Source organism: Peribacillus sp. Bi134 (genome assembly GCF_918698065.1).
Classification (GTDB): domain Bacteria; phylum Bacillota; class Bacilli; order Bacillales; family DSM-1321; genus Peribacillus.
Genome location: NZ_CAKKLN010000001.1, coordinates 504,007 through 522,070, shown reverse-complemented (window position 1 = coordinate 522,070; position 18,064 = coordinate 504,007). Strand labels below are relative to the sequence as shown.

The following is an 18,064-nucleotide window of genomic DNA, read 5'->3' as shown; positions in this document are numbered from 1 at the left end:
ATTAGAATAAAGGGGAAAATATGAATGTCAGAATTAATCGATTGGAAAAATAGTGCTCGCGGTCATAAGTTCATAGCATCTTTTAGCGGAGGAAAGGATAGTGTCTTAGCCCTTTATAAAGCAATGAAGATTGGAGAAGCTGTAGGACTTATCGTCATGCTGGAGGAAGAAGGAAAACGTTCCAGATCCCATGGAATGCCTCCGGAACTCATACATGCCCAAGCTGAATCAATAGGATTGCCTGTATATACTGCAGCTGCCAGTTGGACTGATTATGAAAAAGTATTTATGCACCTTTTAGAAAATGCTAAAAATCAAGGAGCAGAAGTTTTAGTAACAGGAGACTTGGATATGCCTGCCCATGGCTGTTGGCATGATAAGGTTACGAAGAATGCCGGGTTGAAGCTTGGAATGCCTTTATGGGAAATGAATCATCGTGAAGCTGTCGAAGAGTTCATGAATCTGGGATTTGTAACGATCATCGTAACCGTTAATTTATCATTGGGAATGACAGAGGATGATTTAGGGCGAACGTTAACCCATGAATACGTGAAGGACCTTGAAGCTCGCGGTATTGACCCCTGCGGAGAAGGCGGAGAGTTCCATACGACCGTAATAGACGGGCCCATTTTTAAACAGCCAATTACCGTTCGTAAATGTGAGATAATCAAGGACGGAGAATATGCTTTTTTGCCTTTGGAGCTAGATAAGATGACGAATATGAGTACCTTATAACCGAACTAATTACCTATTTTAGTGGTAACCACTCCATACTGCACACCAATTATGAGATTTTCTATAACGATTGAGGTGCAGTTCGAGTCCTTTGACAGTAGGAGAATATCGAGTTTTAGTTAACATAATATTATTATAGTGACTCCATTTTGCAGCAACCATTCATTTCTGATAACTTTCTGTTTCATTATTTTTTAAACAGGAAAATAACAGAATTTCAGAAAAGTAAATGTTTTTAATATACTAAATCGAGTGACTCTTTATAAAAATCAGTACGGTGGTATCAAGAAAAAAAGACTATGTATTCTAGTCTTTTTTGAGAAGTCATTCGGTTGATTTAAAACTCTGTCCATTACCTGGCCAAAACTCTTATAATTTTCAAAATCCTCAGTGAAGTAGATTTTCCTAGCAAAAGGCGCGTATCCCATTCCGAGTGCCCTTTCACCTATCCACACCAATGATTCTAGTTTTATCTACCCATTCAGATATATCGAAATAATGTTTCCTCTGAAATAACTCCCCATTGAAGGAATGTGATATCCATATAAAAATAATGAGTACTACAGGAGTTGTACTTCGTCCTTTTCAGTTAATAATAGAAATCCATTAATGTTTCGTCCATTAAATCCTGTGTGAGTCCTATGTAAATCATCGTATCTTTTGGATTGGAATGATTAAGGATTTGCTGCAGTAAAGCGATATCCTTGAATTTTTGGTAATGTAAGTAGCCGAAGGTTTTTCGAAGGGTATGTGTACCTACATCCGGAATGTCTGCCATTTCAGCCGCTTTGTTCAGAACCCGATAGGCCTGTACCCTGGTGATTGGACCATTACCCTTTCGACTTGGAAATAAATACTGATCATTTTTCAGGTTCGATTTCCGGACATACTTCCTAACTTCTTTACGAAGTTGAGGATTGACAAGGAACCGCTTAATTTTATCTGTTTTTTGCTCCACAATGACAATATGCGTACCCTCAAGAATGTCTTTCACTCTCAATTGTAAAAGATCCCCTATACGTAACCCGATGTTTATCCCGATTGAAAACATCATATAATCCCTGTAGCTGCAATATTTTAATAGTGACTTTTTCATTTTTTCTATGTGATCCAACCGGCGTATCGGCTGGACATTTTTAATTCTTTGAGAGGCTGCTTGCATGAATGGCTCATTCTCCTTTCCCCTTCTTTCATTGTACGTGAACAGGTGAAAAAAAGGCAAGTTTTATAAATTTTGATACCCGTATAAACCTTGATTTAATGCGTTTTTGAATGTATCAATACAGGTCCTTTGTTACATTCAGAATATTCTTATAAAAACAAACCAGAAAGCACCTATAATCTACCAACCGCCATTAACCGGCTATATAGATTCATAGAGCCTTTTTAACTCCTTCTTGATTAATGACTCCAATAAAGTAAAACAACAGCTTTAAAAGCTAAATATGAAGCTCGTTTTTTATGACTTTTATTATATTTTTGTACATGCACTATTTAAAATAACTATTTTTCTAATTTTTAACATAGTCTGCAAAAAATTTCGATTTCACCATGCTATGGAATATTCGGCCTTGATTTTCAATATATTCCTGTAAAAACAATTGAACCTTGGAGAGAGGCAGCGATTTCTTCCAAAGGAAAATGAAAGCTGCTCAAACAGACAACAGAACAACTATCGTATTCTCAATTATAAAAAAATTGCCACTGCCCCCCTGCTAACCAGATTGTTAATGAAGAAGTTTTGCAATAACTTTTATGACTTTTTACCCCCTCGCTCTTTCTAAACAATTTTTCATTGATAACGGAATTCGAATACAGGAATAGCGACCAATCTATTGACGATAATAATGTTATGTAAACACAGGATATTTGATAAAGAGAATCTTATTTACTTCCCTTTGTCATATATTCCCCCAATCAATTAATGAATATAAAAACTGGCATTATCAATAATCTCTATGTCTTTGTGACTTTTCAGCTCATCCATCAACTGGAAAAGTGCTCCATCCTTCTGTTTTGCTTCAATCATGCAATCCAGCTGTGGTAAGCTTCCCTTTATTTGTTGCAAAAATTCCATGAACATTCCAGTATCCACAAAATCAGCATGTGCTCGAAATTCTTTATCGGACCTTGGACTTGAAATATGCATTTTAGGGGGTAGCTTGGAATTACTCCAGGTATTCAATATTCGGTCCCAATGATCTTTCCAATCTTCATTTGGTATCTGATGTGCAAGGTAATGGTGATAATCAAAAACCATTGGTATGCCTAATTTTTCACATAAATAAAGTGTTTCCGACAAAGTATAGGTAGTATCATCATTCTCAAGAATGACCATTCTTTGAATCGATTCCGGAATCAAACCCCAATTATGGATAAACTGCTCTAATGCCTGTACATGCTCGCCATAACCGCCGCCAACATGCAAAACACAGCGGTGCTCGGGATCCACTCCCATTTTTTTTAATAAAGTAAAGTGCATCCTTAATGTTTTTAAGGATGTCTTCAGTATATCGATATTTGAGCTATTCAAGATGACAAAATGATCTGGGTGAAAATCTATCCTCATTTTTGGGTGATTCTTTATGAATGTTTTTAATTTAGCCAGTTCTTCTGAAATAGGATCTATGTAATCCCATTCTGGAATTTCTGGATGATTGGCTAAAGGGATAAGTTTTGAAGAAAGCCTGAAGAACTGAATATTATTAGCTTCGTTATGAATCAGTAAACGCCAGCTATTATGAAGATTGGATATTGAAATGCGTTCGAGCTTCCTTATCGCTGCATCTCTGTCCTTAATTTTAGAAAACTGAGCAAAAGTCATCGTTTGGGATGGTGAACAGTTTGGCACATGATTACTCATGGCTACATAACCAAGGCGGATTAATGTCAATGTGATAGCTCCTTTCACGTTGAATGTTTAATGGAAGTATTCCCCTATGAGACCAATATTATAAATGTGAAAGCATCCATGACTCCGAGAAATTAAAAAACGGCCTTTTTCCGAATGAATATCGGGCAAAAGCCGTATTTTCCAAACACTCATTTTCGCTTGAATTTTTCATACTTTTTTTGTACTTACACTTCAGGAGTAGGAGTTGGTTTGGCATATCCGTTTTTATATTTTTCATCGACTTTATTCCGGATCTCTTTGACGCTCATACCGTCATTCAAGTCCAATATGGATTGCGCAGCAATTTCTAAGCAAACTCCGCATCTTGTCCCGTGGTCATCCCAAACCACTTCACCATTTTTTTTATTCTCATGGATAAAACAATCGTAATTATTTTTATGGTTAGCTGACTCTCCGCAACCGCAGTAACAAGGTATTTTTTCTAGTAAATCTTTATTTTGTGCAACAGCTAAATAGATTGTCTTCATATCCTCCGGTTTTTCAGCTAAGAAATCCGGTGCTATTTCCTTACTGCTGGTCTCCTCCTGAAGGTCTCCAGATACCGTATGCTCTGAATGTCCTTCATGACTGCTTTCTTTTTTCACAACATTTCCCTCTTCACTTGAACAGCCTGAAAGTATTAATGAAGAACAGATTCCCAAAGTGACGGTCATTAATTTTAGCTTCATTTATACACTCCTTGGTCATTTTCATACTCCCATTTTATGGCATACAAAGGCTTATTACAAGCATAAGGTTCCTAAATATAAGGATTTAAAATGACACGACTTCTTGCATATTTTTAAAGTATTAACCACACACTTTAAGAAAAAAAGAATGAGGTGATATTGTTGTGAGAGCGCCACTACCATCATTGTTAATTTTATTAGGCACATATTTCCTTATTATCCTCCTTGATAACCTACAGGGCTTGAATATATTGCACTCTTTCTATAGCATCAAACAATATTTGATAGTAGGTCGTGGAGAAGATTACTTTCTGCTCTTGTTATTCACCATAATCTTTTTATATTTGATCTTAATCTCAGCCATCAAAAACCGGCAGCCTCCCTCTTCATGAAGCAGCTGGTTTAATTTTTTGTTTTATATATGCGGTTATCAATAATAAAATGGGGATTCCAATGAGTAAGGGTAGATAAAAGCCGATGTTTCCTTATAAGGGAATCATCGGCTTTAATATTTTGGTGGGAATTATTCACCATCTCTCAAGTCAAAGTAAATTCGATTTTACGTCCGTTTCAATAATATTAACGAGCTACTTTATTTCTTACTTTTAGATAAGGCTAGCGGAATGGTTACAAGAGAAACTCCTGCTGCGACCCAAAGCCAGCTAGTGATTCGTTTTTTTTCGCTTCCGCTTTTACTGGGTATACTCGATCCGTATGATTTTCTGGAGGTCGGCCGTTCTATGTCCGCTATTTCATTCGCTTTATGCAAATGCTGATTCTCTGGTAATTGGGTTGTTCTTTCCAAATCGCTTGTATCTTTTCCCATTCCTTTAAGAAAGGTCATCAGAAAAGTCATAGCTTGTTTGACTTCTTGGTCATTCAAGGAACGCAGCAATGATAGGTAGCTTGGCTTTTCCGGCATTTTATCAGACTCTGCCACACGGGCAATCCCTGAATTGATCTTGAGGATAAGCGGTTCAAGCTGCTGAACATTAAGTGTTCCTAATGTGCCAAGTATGAGAAGCAGATTTTTTAGCGTATTTGCCGTTTCTGGGGTGTCTGCTGTCTTGACAAGAATGTTCAGCACTTTGTCCCCTTCCTTCAACAAGCTGTTAACCATTGATAAAATCCCTCGATCCTGCATGCCCTTCATGACTTCAAACGTTTCTTTAATCACTTCTTTATTTTCCAAAAGGGTACGCTCGATATCCTCGAGTTCAATTCTTCTTTTTTCTTCATCGCTAATGGAGATTCGATTGATCACTTTTGTCGCTTTAGCCACGGTTCCTCTCCTCCTTTTTGATCTTCAAGAGGTCACCTGGGAATATATAATCTTCGCGAGCCCATTTTTTTTGTACTTGTACACCTATCTGCGGTTGTGGATTACCATTACGATGGTTGATACTCGGCAATGGATTGTCTCCTTTAACCCTGAGCACTTCCATTTTTGCTTGAACTTCCTTATAGGCAGGAGTATCAGTATCTTTATCTGAATGGCTGCTTGTCAATTGGTTGATTGCCCCGTCACCTGAATCGTTCATTGGCAGATAAACTTCTTTACCTTTTACACGATCCGTAATCAGACATTGCACTTTTGCATTTCCATATGGTGAAGTAAGCCGAACAAGAGTGCCATCCTCAAGCCCTCTATCTTTTGCCAATTCCCGGGATACCTCAAGGAAGACTTTTGGCGTTTTGGAAGTAATGCCTTTTGATTTATAGGTCATGTTTCCTTCATGGAAATGTTCCAATAAACGGCCATTATTCACATGGATATCGAACTCATCCCCAAAGTCAATCGGTTTGGTCCATTCGACTGGAAATAACCTTGCTTTTCCATCAGGGAAAGGAAAAGCTTCCGTGAATAACAGTGGCGTATCTTTACCATCTGGCGTCACTGGCCATTGAAGACTGTTATAACCCTCCAAGCGTTCATACCTTACTCCTGCATATAACGGTGATAGTTTAGCGGCTTCCTCCATAATTTCACTTGGATGCTCATAATTCCAGCCGGCTCCTAACGAATTAGCGACATTCATTATGATTTGCCAATCAGGCTTTGAGTCGCCAAGCGGTTCAAAGACTTGATAAAGACGTTGAATACGGCGTTCCGTATTCGTGAAAGTACCTTCTTTTTCAAAGCTTGGGCTTGCGGGAAGGACGACATCCGCGAATTCAGCCGTTCTTGATAAGAAGATATCTTGTACCACAAAGAAGTCCAGTTTTTCAAATGCTTTATGGACATGATTGATATTCGAATCGACCAGACCCATATCTTCACCCTTTAAGTACATTGCTTTGATGGTACCGGCATGTATCCCTTCGACCATTTCATGATTATTCAGGCCAGGGTTTTCTGGTATTTTTGCACCCCAGGTGTTTTCATATTTCAAGCGGACCTTTTCATCTGTTACTTTTTCATAACCTGGCAGGCGATCCGGCATACTGCCAAAATCGCTGGCTCCTTGAACATTATTATGGCCGCGTAATGGGTAAGTACCTGTTCCAGGTTTTCCGTAGTTGCCTGTTATTAGCATTAGATTGGAAATTGCAGTACTTGTATCGCTTCCTCCTCCATGCTGGGTAACTCCCATGGCCCAAAGCGTTGCAACACTTTCCACATCATGAATGGCCTCTGCCAACGTAATTAAATCTTCCTTAGCTACACCTGTTACTTTTTCTGCATATTCCATTGTGTAAGGTTCCAAAGTCTTGATGTATTCTTCCATTCCATTTACACGATTTTTGATGAAGTCTGTATCTGCCCATCCTTTGTCGACGATATATTTAGACACGGCCGACAGCCAAATGATATCCGTTCCCGGAGCAGGCTGGATAAAGAGGTCGGAGCGTTCAGCCATTTCATGCTTTCTGATGTCCGCCACTATCAGCTTCTGTTTACCTAGTTTATGGGAACGTTTGATTCTTGTAGCCAACACGGGGTGTGATTCGGATGTATTGGAGCCTATGATCAATACAAGTTCGGACTTTTCGATATCCTTTATGCCCCCTGTATCTCCGCCATATCCAACCGTTCTGAATAGTCCTAAAGTAGCCGGTGTCTGACAATACCGGGAACAGTTATCCACATTATTGGTGCCAATGATTCCCCTAGCCAGCTTTTGCATTAAATAGGACTCTTCATTGGTGCATTTGGAAGACGTTATGAAAGCCATCGAATCCGGACCGTGAGAATCTTTGATTTCAGTGAATTTACGGGAAATCAATTCAAGGGCTTCTTCCCATTCAGCTTCCCTGAACGCATCCCCTTCCCTAATTAATGGTTTTGTGAGTCTTTCTTCACTATTCACGAAATCCCATCCGAATTTCCCTTTTACACAAGTCGAAATTCCATTTGCAGGTGCCTCCACTTGCGGTTCGATCTTAAGGATTTTACGATCTTTGGTCCAAACGTCAAAGCTGCATCCTACCCCACAGTATGTACAAACTGTTTTTGTCTTCTTGATCCTTGCATCCCTCATGGCGGATTCCATATCTGAAATCGCTAAAATCGAACCATAACCCGTTTCAACATTTTTCGTGATTTCTATCATTGGTCGAAGTGTTTGTTTGGCAATGCCGGTTAAAAATCCGGCTTCCCCTTCCATTCCCTTTTCCATCATTGCATTACACGGACATACAGTTGAACAGTGTCCACATGACACACATGAAGATTCATTGATCGGAACATTATCATCCCAAATGACACGCGGGCGTTTTGCTTCCCAATCAATGGTCAATGTTTCGGTGACCTGTACATCTTGACACGCTTCAACACAACGGCCGCAAAGGATGCATTGATCAGGATCATATCGATAGAATGGATTCGACCGATCCACTTCATATGGTTTTTGATCAAAAGGAACACTTTGATGATTTACCTTCATTTCCTTAACCGTATTGTGTATTTCACAGCCGCCATTATTATAATCGCAAACCGTACAATAAAGCTCATGGTTATACAATATCTTGTCCATAGCCATGACCTGTGCTTCTTTTACATCAGGTGCAACTGTATCAATTACATCACCATCGTTGATCTTGGTTGAACAAGACCTTACAAGTTCTCCATTAACGCTCACTAAACATGTATCACATGTTTCGATAGGACCTAGGCTAGGATGGTAACAAACATTCGGGACTTCAATGGAGCTATCCGTCAGCATTTGTAATATTGTTTGATTACCTTCCAGACTGGTCTCTGCACCATTGATTTTTATATGCACTTTCTCTGGCAAACTAATCGCTCCCCTCTTACACAACGAAAAAATTCATCATTTTATATTTTCTACCCCCGCACATTTTTTCTCAAACTTGCGAAAGTAAAAAATGGAAGACTCCTTTTAACCAATTTCATATCAGAAATGAACAAAGTCGAAGTGAGACATAGTATTCACTCACTTCGACTTTATCGTCATTGGTTAGATTTTGCTTTCAATACAAAAGAACTTAAAGGGGCAACGGTTATCTTACTCCCTTTAATCCTTTCTATTTCTTCCAGGCCAGCCCGCTGTCCATCCACTAAAACGGTCCAATTATCTTCGTGGGGAAGAGAAATCGTAATCGCGTCCCAATTTGCATTATGAATCACTGCAATTGTTGAATCTTCAGTTATTAAAGAGAATGCAACCACATTTGGCGGAGCATCAAAGAATTGTAAATGCTTTTCTATTTCTTCGGGTGTGCTTAACCTAAAAACAGAATGATTTTTCCTGAGCGAAATTAGCCCTTTCATATACTCCACTTCCCGATCGAACTCCGCTCTTCTTTTCCAATCCAATCGGTTAATCCAATCAGAAGATTGATAGCTATTTTCATCTCCATCCTTCGTGCGCATGAACTCTTGTCCAGCATGTATCATTGGAATTCCCTGTGACAGTAAGACAATTGCCGAAGCTAATTTATGCATCTGTTTCCGTTTTTCTTCCGTCGCATCTGGATTAGTGATGAGAAGTTTATCCCATAAAGTATAATTATCATGTGCTTCAACATAATTGATCACTTGATCTGGTCTTTGATATGTTGCGATATCATCATCATATTTCAAACCACCAGCAATTCCTTTTTTTATAATATCTTCCATTCCTGGTTTTCCATTCACGAATCCTTTATCATGTTCATTCATTACAAACCCTTTTAAACCATCACGGATCGCATCATTAAAATGAGCGATTCCAGGCATTTTAAAAGCATTCTTTTGATTTGCTTTCAGCTCTTGGGCCAAGCGGGTATCCATATCCCAGCCTTCACCCAAAACAATGAGGGTCGGATCAATTTCTGCCAATGCCTTTTTCACTTCATTCATCGTTTCCACATCATGAATCCCCATTAAATCGAAACGGAAACCATCAAGGTTAAATTCCTTCGCCCAATAGGTTACGGATTCAACAATGAATTTGCGCATCATTTTACGTTCAGACGCGGTGTCATTTCCTACACCAGTTCCATTAGATAAGGAGCCGTCAGCGTTATAGCGAAAAAAGTAAGTGGGAACGAGTTTATGGAAGTTTGAGTGCTCCACAGAATAAACGTGATTATAGACAACATCCATGATTACTCGTAAACCGTGATCATGTAAACCTTGAATCATTTCCTTTAACTCACGAATCCTGACTTTTGGTTGATACGGATCAGACGAATAAGAGCCCTCGGGAGCGTTATAATTCTGTGGATCATATCCCCAGTTATATTGTGGTTCATTCAATTTCATTTCATTGACTGTGGCAAAGTCGAATATCGGGATAAACTGAACATGGGTAACGCCTAGATCTTTAATATGATCAAGACCCGTTTTCACTCCTTCTGGACCTTTGGTTCCGGCTTCAATCACTCCTAAGAATTTACCTTTATGATGGATTCCGCTTTCAGGATGAATAGATAAATCCCGTGTATGCAATTCATAAATGACTATGTCCTCAGCTTTTTCGAGAGGTGGTTTATCTCGTGTCCACCTTTCAGGGTTCGTATCTGTTATATCTATCACGACTCCTTTAATACCATTAACAGTAACTGCACGAACATATGGATCGACGGCTTCACTCCAGTTTTCTCCCACTCTCACTTTATATGTATAAATCAATCCATCCTGATCACCGTTCAACTCAATCGTCCAGGTACCTTTTTCCGAACGCACCATCGGAATCTCTATTCCATCTGAATCATCCCAATGTTTATAAGTAACTAGCTTAGCTTCAGATGCAAGTGGTGCCCATAACCGGAATGCCGTTTTATCTTTAAGATAGGAATTTCCTAAATCTTTGCCTTCATAGAAATATAGTTCATCCAATTCCGACGGGTTTACTGGATTAATATTAGCAATCGGCAGGGATTCCAACTGATTTTCCGTTTCATTACCCGTAGGTTTTCGATTATTTTTATTTTCCTCTTCAAAATAAGAAAGTGAATCTTTAATAGGTCATTCCTCCATTGAAATTCCCATTTTAGAACAGGAATTATTAATTTTTATAATCATGAGCGAATTTTCCCTTATGTTATGATTCCACAGGCATTACCCATCAAAACATTCGATCGGCAAATTATGTCGAAAATTCAGAAATCTATATTTTGAGCGAAAGCTGTAGGTCATTTAGCTGAACCTTACCTATCCTTTTATGAAAACGAAGCCAAAAAAGATAAAAAAATGCCTCCATAACAGTTTTACGGTCTTGGAGGCATTTCTAGTACTCTTTATGGTGTTTTAATAATTTTCACAGAGTTATCTTCAACAATTGCAGTGAAGTTCTTAATTTCAGGTTGCTCAAAGATAAAGTCAGTGATGCCGTCTTCAAGCTGTTCTTGTAGAACACGGCGAAGCGGTCTCGCTCCGAAAGTTGGGTGATATCCGAGTTCAATTAGCCTTTGTTTCGCTTCATTAGTTACATCTAACGATAAACCATTTGCAGCAAGTGTTTCGTCAAGCTCGTGAATCATGATATCAACGATTTGCAGAAGATCTTCTTTCTCCAAAGCCGAGAATTCAATGATGCTATCGAATCGGTTCAGGAATTCCGGTTTGAAGAAGCTGCCTAAAGATTGTAGGATTGATGCTTCCTCCACAGCTGAACTTGTACCGAATCCCATTACTTTTTGTTTCTCACCGACTCCAGCATTACTCGTCATGATGATCACGGTATCTTTAAAAGTAACGGTCCGTCCTTGACTGTCGGTTAAGCGGCCATCTTCCATGATTTGCAGGAACATATGCATTACATCCGGATGTGCCTTTTCGATTTCATCCAATAAGATGATGCTGTAAGGCTTGCGGCGAACTTTTTCCGTCAATTGTCCAGCTTCCTCATGTCCTACATATCCAGGAGGAGAACCAATTAATTTAGAAACACTGTGTTTCTCCATGAATTCGCTCATGTCAAGACGAATCATCGCTTCCTTGTCCCCGAATAACTCCTCAGCAAGAGTTTTTGCCAATTCGGTTTTACCTACTCCTGTTGGACCAACGAAAAGGAAAGAACCGGTAGGACGGTTTTTTGATTTTAACCCGGCACGACTTCTTCGAACGGCCTTGGAAACCTTTTTGACAGCCTCCTCCTGCCCGATTACTTTTTTCATAAGCTCCGCTTGGAGGTTAACCATCCTTTCTTGCTCATCTTCTTGGAGCTTACCTACAGGTATACCAGTCTTTTGTTCGATGATGTTTTGAATGTCTTCAACGGTAACGGTTGGCTTAATTGCATCTTCCCCAGCCTGCAATGACTTTTCCAGTTTTTCTTCTTCATCACGAAGAATAGCAGCTTTTTCATATGCTTCTTCTTTTAAGGCCATTTCTTTTTCTTTATAGATTTGAGCCAAACGTTCTTTCATGTTTTCTACTTGGCCGTCTTCGATGGTCAAGTTCAATTTTGAACCAGCTTCATCCATTAAGTCTATTGCCTTATCAGGCAGGAAGCGGTCTTGAATGTAGCGGTTCGAAAGTTCAACAGCCGCTTTAAGGGCTTCCTCACTATATGTCACACCATGATAAGATTCGTAACTATCCTTTAATCCCCTTAAGATGACAAGTGCCTCAGCCGTTGTCGGCTCATTAACGTGTACAGGCTGGAAGCGCCTTTCAAGGGCACCATCTTTTTCAATTTTCCTATATTCTGATAAAGTGGTTGCTCCGACAAGCTGAAGTTCGCCGCGTGCAAGTGCAGGCTTCAGGATATTTCCTGCATCCATTGATCCTTCTGCCGAACCAGCTCCCACAAGTTGATGAATTTCATCGATGAATAGTATGACATTTTTTCTTTCCTGTAATTCGCTGATCAATTGCTTCATACGTTCTTCGAATTGCCCTCTAATTCCAGTATTCGACACAAGGGACGCTACATCAAGCATATATACAAGCTTATTACGTAATTTAACTGGCACTGAACCTTCAACAATCGCTAAAGCAAGACCTTCAGCAATGGCTGTTTTACCGACACCAGGTTCACCGATTAAAACTGGATTATTTTTATTGCGTCTATTTAATACTTCAATGACGCGTTTAATTTCTTCACTTCGTCCGATAACCGGATCTATAAGTCCTGCTTTAGCAGCATCGGTCAAATTTCGGCCATACTCCTCAAGCAATCCTCCGTCATCGCCATGTTCAGCTGAATCCGGTTTTGGTACACCATTATAATTAAATGGATTGAATGAATTTGGAGTTCCGTTAAATTGGAATTTCCCTATATCCATCCCGCCCATAGCTGCTCCAAGTTTGTTTCGCTCTTCTTTATAACAAGTGGAGCACAGTTTCACATCATGCTCCTGACCATTCATATTTAGGTGAACTTGAATATTAGCTTGGTTTACATGGCATTTTTCACAAAGCATGTAGTACTCCTCCTTTAAAAAAAGAATTTAAAAAACTTTGACCTTCTTTGACTTTCTGACTTTATTATACATTGACCTTCTTTGACTTTCAATAATTTTGTTTGGGAATTTTTTTGATAAAAAAGAAATTACCTTGAATTGGTTTGCTAAGCATATTAAACTATCGATTTCCAGTCAAATAAAAAGATTCTATGTATGCCCCTTAGAATATTCAATTAGTATTGATCACCCACTTCAGGACTCACCATAACCTTAAACTATTAACAAAACGCCAATTCTCTTGTCCATGTGCCTCATTCACTCTTATTTTTTAAAACAAAAAAAGACTTTATTAAGTCTCTTTAAGGTTTGTACAATTTTTAAACGTTGGATTTCCACTCCAGGTACTCGCTTTCCGCGGGCGGTCGTGGAGCCTCCTCGGCGTCTTCGCACCTGTAGGGTCTCCCCTTGACGCGCTTTTCCCGCAGGAGTCTCGCACCTTCCGTTCCAATCATCTTTGTTTTAATTTTAAGATAGAACACTTTTGCCTACAGTATTTTTTGTTTTTAAGGAGTATTAATACTTGAGGTGATATCGATACTTTCTTAAAAGTCCCCTTGTTGTTCAACCCATGCCATGCTTTCCTTTCCGCTATAGCTGCTTCAATTCCAATAAAAAATCAAAAAGGTTTCGGAATGAAACCTTCCGAAACCTTTTTGTCTACAAATTGAAAGAGACTTCATTAAGTCTCTTAGCTTTTTTATATTAAGATTGATTTTCTTCTATTATATACGTTTCGCACCAATATACTTTGGCTTCCAATAGGTATTATTGGTTTTAGCGTATGACACTCCTTTAGATGATGAAGAGTGAATGAATTCATTGTTTCCTATGTATATAGCCACATGTGTAGGTTTTTTCGCTTTATTTGGTGCAAAAAACATTAAGTCACCTTTTTGCAGGCTTTTAACTTTCTTACCTTTTTTATATATGTCAGCAGCAGTTCTTGGTAAATTCTTACCAGCTTTTTGATATGAATACTTCACTAAACCGGAACAATCAAAACCTGAAGAAGAAATGCCACCCATTTTATATTTAGTACCTAATTCACTTTTAGCCACTTTAATCGCTTTTGTATGATATGAAGCAGCTTCCACTTGGTCTCCAGCAAAGGATGCGGTTACAAGCGTAATAGCCAATGACAATCCGACGACAATTTTCTTAAACAAATTATTTTACCCCCTGATGTATTTGCTAAACCTAATATACTAGAAAAGGTATATCACTCGCATCACAGGATCTTTACAAATATGTTACATTTAGTAGATTCAGGAAGAATGACCATATAAAACATAAAAATTAGTCGAATGATGTGTCCATTTAGCTTCTCATAGAAAAAACAGTAGTTAGATAACCACTGTGCATTTATCGATAAAGGAAGATTAGGAATGCACTCACCCCGAACCATGATTTAAAAGAGAAAATTAATATCATTCATGTTTTTTGTTTATACGAATGGATCCCGCTCTAGAATGAAGAAATTTGCGGCACTCCTGCAGCAAAACTGGCTAGCCGAGAACCCACAGCCGCTTGCTTTGATGGGCTTGGCAAATGGTCGTGGAAACGGAGCGGATTTCTGGTATCAACTAACTGCAGGCAAACTGGCTCTTCTCCAATTTGTCTACAGTCTGAACAGCGATAAAAAAAACACTGTTAAAATTCTTTTGAGAAAAATGGAAGAAATAATTTCACCCCACGTTTATTAAAAGGTAAACATTTCAAATCTGCAATTAAATGACTTATGTATCCTAATGAACAAGTGGCGAAAATTCCGTCAATCCCCATAAAGGCTTCGAATTGAAAGGCAATGATACCAAAGAAAGCGATACCGGCAATCGAATGGGTATAACTTCTATGTGGTGTAAAGGATGCCAGGATAATATAGACGCCTAACAGCCACAACCAGCTTTCCTGCAAAGATAAACCGCCACCTAAAACCGCTAATCCAGACAGGGTCAGCATATGCCTTTGTCTAATGAATGATGAAATAATGATGATTCCGATTCCTGCTCCTACACCGATCCACTTTTCCGTATTTGTGCCTTCCAATAGACTATAAATGATCATTAATATCCCAATCGTTTGTGCTATCGTTCGGATAAACTTATGTGAAAAAGTAATCCTATTACTTAACTTCCCATCAATATCCATATCGGGCATAAGGCCAGAAACACCCCCAATGCCAACCAAGAATAAAGTGGTGGTCGGATCTGTTTGAAGTGTGTTTGCCGTCAAGAATCCAACTGTGGCCCCTATAGCCATGTGTGCTGTACCGTTCACTGTCTCTCTCCTGTCCCTCAAAGAAGTAATTTGTTCCCAAGAAACGAATGTTTGTTCGAATCCCTACATTCTAACTATACAATATTTTGGGGGAAATTTCTTTAATTCTTGTAAAAAAGCCAGGATAACCAATAATTGGAGCAAAAAAATACTCTTAGTTATACATTAAAAACAATTCTTCTAAATTTCTATAATTGCTTTGTTTAGGTAATTTCCACACTTTAAATCCGCAAAATATTTTTCTCTAAATTGACGTTTTTCATGAAATTTTATCCATCATATGAATATACTAATCTATAAGGGGAGTGATTCAGATAGCTTTTTTAAATGCCTTCAATAATTTTAAAAAAGGGAAAAAGTCTAAGAAAATAAAGAACATGGATTTTCGGGAACAGCATGTTAATAAATCGTCTGAGCTCATTGGGAACAATGAAATTGTCCAGAATATAATTAACAATCACCTTTCCAAAAAAAATAACCACTTGTAGGGTGGTTTTTTTAATTATTATGGGAAATGGTTTCATTCTTTTCCAACTTCTCGCTCGCTTCGTAAATATAGTTATATTGTAAATAGTAATCGTAAATGACGTTTTGCAGGATTTTAAGCAGGGATTTATCGAATGTATCGAATTCAGTTTGATAACTATTTAAGACAGTGACGAATTTCCCTTCCATGTTTTCAAAATAAAAGAGAAGGAAATTCTTGTAATATTCACTATCGCTGTTGCTTTTATTCGTAATGCACGGATCGCCGGTTTGAATGGACTTATCAAGCATCGCTTTGATGGATTTAGGCAGCTTTGCTTTTTTGAACTGGTTCAGGGTATAGATATCATAGGTAAAGGAAAGTCCTAATTGATCGGAATAAAAATCCACGGCACAGTCCAATGTATAGATTAATGGTGTTTTAAAGTCCTTGCTGTTGGCAATTTCCTCTGATATCTCCAATTGAAATTCCTCGGATGTTAAATACGCAGCAAATTTCATCTTTGAACTGCTCATGCTGAATACTTCATAAACGGCTGCATCTTGTTTTTCAATTTCAATTTCGATATTAAAAAATTTAAAGTGTTTTAAACGGTAAAAAGCAATCGGTGCTAATAGGAAAAGCAATATCCAAACTAGGTAAAGAAATAACGTGTTAAAGATGATTTGATAAAATTCAGACGTTACGATCGGTTCGATGATTAACGATATCAATGTATGTTCAAAGCCCTGAGAAACAGGTGGCGCAGGTACAAAGGTTTCCTCTGGCTTTTTCAAAGTTTGGATACCTAAATGAGCCATCGCAACTAGTGTATAAACAAAAATTAAAATTGTTCCAATCACATAAAATTTTGGCATGAATCCAATAATCCTGTCGAAAACAGAAACCCGTTTATCTTTCTGCTCCTCTATAGCCAATGTGGTTGCTCCTTTTAAGATTATTAATATCAGGAAAAGTCTACAGGGACTTAAAACTTCCTGGAGACTGCCTATTAAATTTATATGTTTGCTATTATGTTAAAATACGTAAAATTCGTTTAATCATTGACATATTCCAATTTACTTTCGACGTTTTCATTAAAATTAATAATATTTCGCCGTTAAAAATGCCCAACCTCTTCATTGAAAATGAAAGGTTGAGCAAATGTTTAGGGTTTTATTTAGGACGGCCCTTTATCGCAAATTCTTCGACCTTCCTTAAAAACAACTCCATGGCTTTTGATGCTTCGAAGTCCAACTTTTTCACGATCGAAAAAGGTCTTATAATGGGTTCATTTTTCAAATGAAAGGTTTTCAATTCATTGGACTTCAATTCTTTTTGTACAGTCAATCGGGATAAAAGGGCAATGCCAAGCCCAGCCATCACCGCTTCTTTCACTCCTTGAATACTGGTGAAAATAAAGGTTTTCTTTATGTTTAACTCCAGACTGCTTAGAAGTTTATCGGAATATGTACGGGTCCCCGATCCTTGCTCCCTAAGTACCCATGTTTGGTTTTGAAGCATATTGCCCTCGATGAGATCCATTTGTGAAAGTGGATGATCCGGGGGAACGACAACTATCATCTCGTCATTCATGAATGGCCTGACATCTATATCTTTATAATTCGTTTCACCTTCAATCAAGCCTATATCAAGCTTATTCGAACGTATTCCTTGAATGACATCATTTGAATTCGAGATGATGATTTGTATGTCCACCATCGGATATTGAGCCGCAAATTCTGCTAATACTTTTGGAAGGTAATATTCCCCTATCGTGAAGCTTGCTCCTATTTTCATCGTTCCGCTAACCACGTTATTAAATTCATTTATTTCTCTTTTTGCTGTCTCATAATGATTAAGCATTTGCTTTGCATGTCTATACAAAATTTTTCCCGGCTCTGTTATTTGAACTTGTTTGGGAGAACGATAAATTAATTTTGTTCCTAACTCATTTTCCAGATTCCTTATGTGAAGACTGACTCCTGGCTGCGACAGGTTCAGAATGTCCCCAGCCCTTGAAAAGTTTTTCTGTTCGATTACGGTTACGAATACTTTTAATGGATCCATCGTTACCTCCCTATATACCTATGCCTTTCATTTTATCATAAGTAGAAGTAATCATTGAAATAGCAAAAATATATT

Annotated in this window: 10 protein-coding genes and 2 pseudogenes; 1 reads left to right on the top strand and 11 read right to left on the bottom strand. The window is 38.3% G+C overall.

Annotation, left to right across the window (positions count from 1 at the left end; all coding sequences use genetic code 11):
* Positions 1 to 24: 24 nt before the first annotated feature.
* Complete coding sequence (locus LQ188_RS02460) at positions 25 to 735, top strand: diphthine--ammonia ligase (protein ID WP_230175924.1); 711 nt, start codon at positions 25 to 27, stop codon at positions 733 to 735.
* A 589-nt stretch (positions 736 to 1,324) separates the two neighbouring features.
* Here LQ188_RS02460 and LQ188_RS02455 read toward each other — a convergent pair.
* The 11 genes and pseudogenes from LQ188_RS02455 to LQ188_RS02405 all read right to left on the bottom strand — a co-directional run bounded on the left by LQ188_RS02455 (position 1,325) and on the right by LQ188_RS02405 (position 17,989).
* Complete coding sequence (locus LQ188_RS02455) at positions 1,325 to 1,897, bottom strand: tyrosine-type recombinase/integrase (RefSeq protein ID WP_206665233.1); 573 nt, start codon at positions 1,895 to 1,897, stop codon at positions 1,325 to 1,327.
* Between the two features lie 759 nt (positions 1,898 to 2,656).
* Complete coding sequence (gene uvsE, locus LQ188_RS02450; RefSeq protein ID WP_230175923.1) at positions 2,657 to 3,628, bottom strand: UV DNA damage repair endonuclease UvsE; 972 nt, start codon at positions 3,626 to 3,628, stop codon at positions 2,657 to 2,659.
* 185 nt (positions 3,629 to 3,813) lie between these two features.
* Positions 3,814 to 4,317 carry a PCYCGC domain-containing protein gene (locus LQ188_RS02445; protein WP_230175922.1) on the bottom strand — a complete coding sequence of 168 codons (504 nt, stop codon included), beginning with the start codon at positions 4,315 to 4,317 and terminating at the stop codon, positions 3,814 to 3,816.
* A gap of 772 nt (positions 4,318 to 5,089) precedes the next feature.
* A pseudogene (locus LQ188_RS02440) lies at positions 5,090 to 5,599 on the bottom strand (DUF1641 domain-containing protein); the annotation flags it as partial.
* A complete protein-coding gene (gene fdhF, locus LQ188_RS02435; RefSeq protein WP_101225344.1) occupies positions 5,592 to 8,555 on the bottom strand; it encodes a formate dehydrogenase subunit alpha in 2,964 nt (987 codons plus the stop codon). The pseudogene LQ188_RS02440 and the gene fdhF, both read right to left, overlap by 8 nt.
* 176 nt (positions 8,556 to 8,731) lie before the next feature.
* Positions 8,732 to 10,606, bottom strand: a pseudogene (gene pulA, locus LQ188_RS02430) (type I pullulanase); the annotation flags it as partial.
* Between the two features lie 398 nt (positions 10,607 to 11,004).
* A complete protein-coding gene (locus LQ188_RS02425; RefSeq protein ID WP_230175921.1) occupies positions 11,005 to 13,134 on the bottom strand; it encodes an ATP-dependent Clp protease ATP-binding subunit in 2,130 nt (709 codons plus the stop codon).
* A 764-nt stretch (positions 13,135 to 13,898) separates the two neighbouring features.
* On the bottom strand, positions 13,899 to 14,342 hold the full coding sequence (locus LQ188_RS02420; RefSeq protein ID WP_230175920.1) for a C40 family peptidase: 444 nt from the start codon (positions 14,340 to 14,342) through the stop codon (positions 13,899 to 13,901).
* A gap of 484 nt (positions 14,343 to 14,826) precedes the next feature.
* Positions 14,827 to 15,453: a metal-dependent hydrolase gene (locus tag LQ188_RS02415; RefSeq protein ID WP_101225347.1), complete on the bottom strand. Its 627-nt coding sequence runs from the start codon at positions 15,451 to 15,453 to the stop codon at positions 14,827 to 14,829.
* Positions 15,454 to 15,951: 498 nt separating this feature from the next.
* Positions 15,952 to 16,857, bottom strand: a complete 906-nt coding sequence (locus tag LQ188_RS02410) for a hypothetical protein (RefSeq protein ID WP_230175919.1) — start codon at positions 16,855 to 16,857, stop codon at positions 15,952 to 15,954.
* A 238-nt stretch (positions 16,858 to 17,095) separates the two neighbouring features.
* Positions 17,096 to 17,989, bottom strand: coding sequence for a selenium metabolism-associated LysR family transcriptional regulator (locus LQ188_RS02405; RefSeq protein ID WP_230175918.1), 894 nt, complete (start codon positions 17,987 to 17,989; stop codon positions 17,096 to 17,098).
* Positions 17,990 to 18,064 lie beyond the last annotated feature (75 nt).

What these genes read in the sequence shown, in the direction of transcription:
- LQ188_RS02460 (WP_230175924.1), top strand. Translation starts at nt 25, where the DNA reads ATGTCAGAATTAATCGATTGGAAAAATAGTGCTCGCGGTCATAAGTTC.
- LQ188_RS02455 (WP_206665233.1), bottom strand. Translation starts at nt 1,897, where the DNA reads ATGCAAGCAGCCTCTCAAAGAATTAAAAATGTCCAGCCGATACGCCGG.
- LQ188_RS02445 (WP_230175922.1), bottom strand. Translation starts at nt 4,317, where the DNA reads ATGAAGCTAAAATTAATGACCGTCACTTTGGGAATCTGTTCTTCATTA.
- LQ188_RS02425 (WP_230175921.1), bottom strand. Translation starts at nt 13,134, where the DNA reads ATGCTTTGTGAAAAATGCCATGTAAACCAAGCTAATATTCAAGTTCAC.
- LQ188_RS02405 (WP_230175918.1), bottom strand. Translation starts at nt 17,989, where the DNA reads ATGGATCCATTAAAAGTATTCGTAACCGTAATCGAACAGAAAAACTTT.